The organism is Thomasclavelia sp. (genome assembly GCF_017889095.1).
Classification (GTDB): Bacteria; Bacillota_I; Bacilli_A; order Erysipelotrichales; family Coprobacillaceae; genus Thomasclavelia.
In genome coordinates, this window is record NZ_JAGHEW010000237.1 from 1 (window position 1) to 6,517 (window position 6,517).

Here is a 6,517-nt window from a genome sequence, read left to right on the forward strand (position 1 = left end):
TGATTTATATACGATTAATGGTTTATTGCTTACTTATATTTATTTTCAAATACCACTTGGAACATTATTAATGTTACCGGCTTTTAAAGCTTTAAAAAAAGAATGGAAAGAAGCAGTAAACTTACTTGGTGGAAATAGTTTTCATTACTGGTTTAAAGTAGCAATTCCTTCTTTATTGCCAAGTATTTTAGGAACTTTTTCAGTATTATTTGCCAATTCACTAGCAGCTTATGGAACTGCCTATGCTTTGCTTAGTAATAATATTTCACTTTTACCAATTCGCATTTCCCAGCAGTTTGTCGGTGAAGTAGTTCAAAATCAAGAATTTGGCTGTGCTTTATCATTAGTAATGATGGCATTGATGGTTATTTCAGTTGTTGTTACTAATAAGCTGCAAAAAAGAGCAGGAGGGATTCAGTAATGAAATTAAAAACGCATTTTATAGATGGTTTAGTTATATTTATAGTTGCTGCTTTTTTAATTGTACCATTAGCACTAACTTTCTTGTATTCTGTTTTTACAGAATGGATGAATGTTTTACCAACCGGATTTACATTAGATTTTTATGTTCAAATATTTAAAGATGGTGTCTTTATTAATTCATTGTTGCGTTCAATTATTATTTCTTTTATCCCGGTATTAATTTGCAGTATTGCAATTCTTTTGGTTTTATATGTGATGACTTTATATATGCCAAAATTAGAAAAATATGTGGAAATACTATGTAATATTCCTTATGCCATTCAAGGAGTCATTTTAGCAGTCGGGATTATTTCTTTATATTCAGGGCGACCTGGCTTTTTATCAAATCGACTTTTCTTGCTATCGGGGGCTTATTGTATCATTATTTTACCATATACATATCGTGGTTTAAAAAATACTATTAGTGCGATCAATGTAAAATGTGTTATTGAAGCAGCTCAGGTACTAGGCTGTTCTAAACTGCGAGCCTTTTTTACAATCGTTATTCCCCAAATGAAAAATGGGATCATTTCGACGATGATGTTAGCTTTTACAATGTTATTTGCTGATTTCGTAGTTGTCAATATGATTGCTGGAAGTGCTTATAAAACAGCCGGAATTTATTTATATCAGACAATGTCTAAATCGGGACAGTTATCAAGTGCAATTATCGTGATTTTATTTATTACAACAATGCTTATTTCAACTTTTACGTTGATCATTCAAAATAAAGCAGTTACAAAAAGGAGGAAAGCTTAATGGCTTATATTGAATTTAAAGATATTTGCAAAAGCTATGATGGTCAAAATCAAGTATTAAAAAAGATTAATTTAAATATCGAAAAAGGAGAACTGGTAACGTTGCTTGGACCAAGCGGCTGTGGGAAATCAACGTTATTACGTTCTCTAGCGGGATTAGAAGAAATCAGTTCGGGGAAAATTATTTTAGATGGTCAAGATATTACTGATGTACCAGTTCAAAAAAGAGGAATTGGGATGGTCTTCCAACAATATTCGTTGTTTCAAAATATGAATGTTGAAGAAAATATTGCTTTTGGTTTAAAGATAGCTAAAGTTGATAAACAAGAAATTGAAGAAAAAGTAAAACGAGTTATCGAAATGGTTGATTTAGTAGGCAAAGAAAAAAGTTATCCAAATCAATTATCCGGTGGACAACAGCAAAGGGTTGCTATTGCCAGAGCACTAGTTAATGAACCAAAAGTATTATTATTGGATGAACCGTTAAGTGCTATTGATGCTAAATTAAGACGAGAATTACAAGAAAAAATTAAACGAGTCCAAAAAGAATTAAAAATTACCACTGTTTTCGTTACTCATGATCAGGATGAAGCGATGATCATGTCGGATAAAATTCATTTAATGAATGGCGGAATCATTGAACAAAGTGGCAATCCGGTTCAATTATACACGCATCCGGTTTCTAAATTTGCTGCCGAATTTATTGGTCATTATAATATTTTAAATCAAAAACAGTTAAATACTTTATTACCAGAAAAACAATTTGGTGATGGTTATTATGCAATTAGACCAGAAACTATTCATCTACAAACAGAACCAATCAAAGAAAAAGATATGTATGTCTTTGAAGCAGTAGTTGAAAATTACATTTCAAGAGGAAATGTATTAAGATATACTTTAACTAGTGGTGATGTTACTTTTAAATCTGAAGTGCTATTTAGAAGTTTTACTTTATTTGATGAAGGTACCAAGGTATACGTTGGGATTGAACCGCATAATATCTTATCAATTACAGATTAAAAGTAAGGCTGTTTAATCGTTATCGATTAAAGAGTCTTTTATGTTATAATAAGAAAAATAGTAAAGGAAGGAAAAAAGATGATAAAACAAAATTTACATACGCATTCAATTTATTGTGATGGTAATGATACGATTGAAGAAATGGTCTTAGCAGCAATCGCCAAGGGCTTTACAACTTTAGGATTTTCTGGTCATGGTAATTGTCGAAATGTTGATAATTATTCTATGGATGAAATAAATACGCAAAAATATCTTGAAGATGTTTTAAGGGTCAAAGAAAAGTATCAAGATCGAATTAAGATATTTTTAGGAATTGAACAAGATGTTTTAGGAAAACATTTTATCAAAGGAAAACCTTATGATTATATTATCGGCAGTGTTCATTTTGTTAAGGCGGGGGATCGTTATTTAGCGGTTGATGAAAGTAAAGATGTTACTCAAGAAATTGTAACATATTTTGGCAGTTTTTTAAATTATGCTAAAAGTTATTTTGAAGAAGTAGAAAAAATAGTTTTAGATGATGAAGTTGATATTGTTGGTCATATTGATTTACTTACAAAATTTAATGAAGATGAAGAGTTTATTAAATTTGATGAATTAGAATATTTAAAATTAGCTTATCAATGTATTGATAAATTATTGGAAAAGAAAAAAATCTTTGAAGTTAATACTGGTGCAATTGCAAGAGGACAAAGAAAAACACCATATCCACATCATTTATTACTTAAGTATATTTATGATCATGGTGGTAAAATTTGTTTAAATAGCGATTGTCATAATAAAGAAATGTTAGATTGTTATTATGATGAGGCATTAGCTTTAATTCAAACATGCGGTTTTCAGACAATGATGGAACTTACTAATGATGGTTTTGTAGAAAGAAAAATTGAGGAGTTTTTAAAATAATGATCAAACAAAATTTTAATATTCATACTCATACTTCACGATGTAATCATGCTATAGGTAAAGATGAACAATATATTCTGGCGGCTATTGATGCTGGGATGAAAACAATTGGATTTAGTGAGCATATTGCCTATCCTAAGCTTGAAATTCCTGGTGAAAGAATGCCAAATAGTGCAGTTGATGAATATTTAACGACAATGTATGCTTTAAAGGAAAAATATCAAGATCAAATTGAAGTTCTAGTTGGTTTTGAAATAGAGTATTTTGAAAATCAGAAAGATTATTTATTAGAAATGAAAAAACGCTGTGATTTTATGATTGTCGGACAGCATTATCGCTATGATGAAGGATATAATTATGATTATTTTAATAATGATGAAGATGTGATTGTTTACGCTAAACAAATTGAACGAGCTTTAGAAGTCGGTTTGACTAGATATATTGCGCATCCGGATTTTTTTAGATTAGGTCGTCGTAGTTGGAGTGCTAAGTGTGATGAAGCAGCCAAAATAATTGTTGCCGCAGCTGAAAAATACCATGCAGTTTTAGAAATTAACTTAAATGGCTTGCGATATGGTAAGCTGTATTATGAAGACAAGATGGCATACGCATATCCTTGTCTAGAATTTTTTAAACATGTAACTAAGGAAAATAAAGTATGTTTTGGCTATGATGCTCATCATCCAGCTACTTTATTAGAAAAAAAGCGCATTGATGATTGCTTAGAAATATTAACTGGTTTGGATTTAGTGTTTTTACAAGATATTCATGAAATTTTATAAGAAGCTAATTTGGGCTTCTTTTTTTGTTATTAAGATTATCTAAAAATCAGCTTAAAATATTTTATTTTAAAGATGAAAGCGTTATAATATATTTATGTATTAATATTGGAGGAAACGAAATGAAAAGATTATTAAATTGTACGACAAGTGAAGCTTTAGCAATGAATGGAAAAGAGTTAAAGCAGTCAATTTTAGCGTGTGAAGGTAGAACAGTAATGACCGAAACCGTAGTTGCTATTCCACCTTTATTAGGTGATTTAACTAACGCTGAACTAGCAGTTTCTTTTGGTTCAGATATGGTTTTATTAAACGTTTTTGATTGCAATAATCCAATCATTAATGGAATTGATAATACCGATGAACCAGTAAAAGAATTAAAAAGATTAGTGGGACGACCAATTGGATGTAACTTAGAACCAATTGATCCAGATGCTAAGATGATGGAAACTCGTCATGAAATTGCTGCTGGTAGACAAGCAAGCAAAGATACTATTATAAAAGCACAAGAATTGGGATTTGATTTTATTTGTTTAACTGGTAATCCAGGAACCGGCGTTACTAATAGTTCAATCGCTAAATGTATCAAAGTTGCTAAAGAAAACTTTGATGGTTTAATTATTGCTGGAAAAATGCATGCAGCTGGGGTAGATGAACCATTAGTTGATTTAGACAGTATTAAAGAATTTATCGAAGCGGGTGCTGATGTTATCTTGATGCCAGCTGTTAATACTGTACCAGGATTAAGTGAACAAACATTAACTGAAGCTTGTAAGTTTATTAAAGAACATGGTGCCTTATCATTAAGTGCAATTGGGACTAGCCAAGAAGGTGCTGATGAACAGACAATTAGAGAAATTGCAATCGTTAATAAACGTTGTGGTGTTGATATTCAACATATTGGTGATGCAGGATGGTGTGGAATGGCTATTCCTGAAAATATTATGGCTTTATCAATTGCAATTCGTGGTAAACGCTGGACATATCATAAAATTGCTTCTTCAATTAATCGTTAATAAAAACTATGGCATTTTTGCCATAGTTTTTTAATCAATTACTTTAATACTGTTGATAACTGGCTGATTTGCAGCTTCGACCGTACCGTTATTATCAGTTACGGGAGTATTAGCAGCAATATGATCAACAATTTCCATTCCTTCATAAACATAGCCAAAACAAGCATAGTCACCATCTAAATGACTGGCAGTTTCTTGAACGATAAAAAACTGGGAACTGGCACTATCATAGTCACTTGAACGCGCCATTGAAATAGCACCACGAGTATGTTTTAATGGATTTTCAACACCGTTATTACTAAATTCACCTTTAATTGTTTCTTTAGATCCTCCAGTACCATTGCCATCAGGATCACCACCCTGGATCATGAATCCTTCAATGACCCGATGAAAAGTCAAACCATCATAGAAACCATCTTTAGCTAATTTAATAAAATTAGTTACCGTAATTGGAGCTTCGTCTGCCTGTAATTCGACTTTAATTACCCCATAGTCTTTAACATCAATTTCAATACGGTGATTACCGCTTAATAAATCTTCATTATTACTTTCACTACCACTATCTTTGCTGCAACCAGCAATTGTCAAAGCTAGGATAAAAACAGTCAATATTTTAAATATTTTCTTCATTAATCTATTTTCCTTTCAATTAATCTTTGATCTTTTTTATTATAACTAAAACAGATAATAATTGTCCATAAAAAAAATTAAAAACTGTCATGATAAAAATGGTCTATTTTATGTTAAAATAGATGACAATCAAGGAGGATAATGATGAAAAGAATTGGCTTAATAAATGATGTGACTGGTTTTAGTCGCTGTTCGGTTGCTGTTCAGTTGCCTTTAATATCAGCTTTAGGAATTGAATGTGTCTTTGTTCCAACAGCAATTTTATCAGTAAATACATATCATCCTGAATATTATTTTGATGATTATACTGATCGAATGAGTGATTATATTTCTACATATAAAAAAATGAATGTTAGCTTTGATGGAATCGTAACCGGGTTTTTAGGTTCTGATAAACAAATAGACATTGTTATTGATTTTATTGAAAGTTTTAAACAGGATAAAACATTTGTTTTAATTGACCCTGTAATGGGTGATCATGGCAAATTATATCCAACCTATACACCTAAAATGCAAAGTAAGATGCGCGAATTAATTCCCTATGCAACAATTATGACACCGAATTTAACAGAATTATGTGCATTACTTGAAATTGAGTATTTTGGTGATAAAATTGATTTTGATAAAATTGAGCAGATGTGCAAAGAGCTAGTAAAACAAGGACCGGAAAAAGTTGTTGTAACGGGAATCAATGTAAATGATGAAATTGTTAATTTTGCTTATGATAAAGGTCTAGGATCTAAATTGATTAAAGTAAAGCGTATTGGTGAAGATCGCAGTGGTACCGGTGATTTGATTAGTGGTATTATTGCCGGAAGCTATGCAAATGGATTAGATTTTTTTGCCTGTGTTCAAAAAGCGGCTGATTTTGCTTGTAAATGCATTGAATATAGTCAAAAAATAGGGGCTCATAATCATTTAGGCTTGTGTTTTGAACCATTTTTAA

The 6,517-nt window shown here is 31.1% G+C and carries 8 protein-coding genes; 7 read left to right on the top strand and 1 reads right to left on the bottom strand.

The window, feature by feature from the left end; genetic code table 11:
• The 6 genes from J7M77_RS10240 to J7M77_RS10265 form a co-directional block, all read left to right on the top strand.
• Positions 1-421 (top strand): ABC transporter permease subunit (locus J7M77_RS10240; RefSeq protein ID WP_296878159.1); only part of this gene is annotated, 421 nt, incomplete at its 5' end.
• Positions 421-1,221, top strand: a complete 801-nt coding sequence (locus J7M77_RS10245; RefSeq protein ID WP_296878161.1) for an ABC transporter permease — start codon at positions 421-423, stop codon at positions 1,219-1,221. The genes J7M77_RS10240 and J7M77_RS10245, both read left to right, overlap by 1 nt.
• On the top strand, positions 1,221-2,240 hold the full coding sequence (locus J7M77_RS10250; RefSeq protein WP_296878163.1) for an ABC transporter ATP-binding protein: 1,020 nt from the start codon (positions 1,221-1,223) through the stop codon (positions 2,238-2,240). The genes J7M77_RS10245 and J7M77_RS10250 overlap by 1 nt, the downstream gene beginning before the upstream one ends.
• Positions 2,241-2,318: 78 nt before the next feature.
• A complete protein-coding gene (locus J7M77_RS10255; RefSeq protein WP_296878168.1) occupies positions 2,319-3,146 on the top strand; it encodes a histidinol-phosphatase in 828 nt (275 codons plus the stop codon).
• A complete protein-coding gene (locus J7M77_RS10260; RefSeq protein ID WP_296878170.1) occupies positions 3,146-3,928 on the top strand; it encodes a PHP domain-containing protein in 783 nt (260 codons plus the stop codon). The genes J7M77_RS10255 and J7M77_RS10260 overlap by 1 nt, the downstream gene beginning before the upstream one ends.
• 119 nt (positions 3,929-4,047) lie before the next feature.
• Positions 4,048-4,941, top strand: coding sequence for a haloacid dehalogenase-like hydrolase (locus tag J7M77_RS10265; RefSeq protein WP_296878172.1), 894 nt, complete (start codon positions 4,048-4,050; stop codon positions 4,939-4,941).
• A 30-nt stretch (positions 4,942-4,971) separates the two neighbouring features.
• On the opposite strand, the gene J7M77_RS10270 is transcribed toward J7M77_RS10265, so the two are convergent.
• On the bottom strand, positions 4,972-5,571 hold the full coding sequence (locus J7M77_RS10270; RefSeq protein ID WP_296878173.1) for a peptidylprolyl isomerase: 600 nt from the start codon (positions 5,569-5,571) through the stop codon (positions 4,972-4,974).
• Between the two features lie 144 nt (positions 5,572-5,715).
• On the opposite strand from J7M77_RS10270, the gene J7M77_RS10275 reads away from it, so the two are divergent.
• Positions 5,716-6,517 (top strand): pyridoxamine kinase (locus J7M77_RS10275; RefSeq protein ID WP_296878175.1); only part of this gene is annotated, 802 nt, incomplete at its 3' end.

Bases quoted from the DNA above. Each gene is read 5' to 3' on its own strand.
- J7M77_RS10250 (WP_296878163.1), top strand. From the start codon at position 1,221: ATGGCTTATATTGAATTTAAAGATATTTGCAAAAGCTATGATGGTCAA.
- J7M77_RS10265 (WP_296878172.1), top strand. From the start codon at position 4,048: ATGAAAAGATTATTAAATTGTACGACAAGTGAAGCTTTAGCAATGAAT.
- J7M77_RS10270 (WP_296878173.1), bottom strand. From the start codon at position 5,571: ATGAAGAAAATATTTAAAATATTGACTGTTTTTATCCTAGCTTTGACA.
- J7M77_RS10260 (WP_296878170.1), top strand. From the start codon at position 3,146: ATGATCAAACAAAATTTTAATATTCATACTCATACTTCACGATGTAAT.
- J7M77_RS10245 (WP_296878161.1), top strand. From the start codon at position 421: ATGAAATTAAAAACGCATTTTATAGATGGTTTAGTTATATTTATAGTT.
- J7M77_RS10255 (WP_296878168.1), top strand. From the start codon at position 2,319: ATGATAAAACAAAATTTACATACGCATTCAATTTATTGTGATGGTAAT.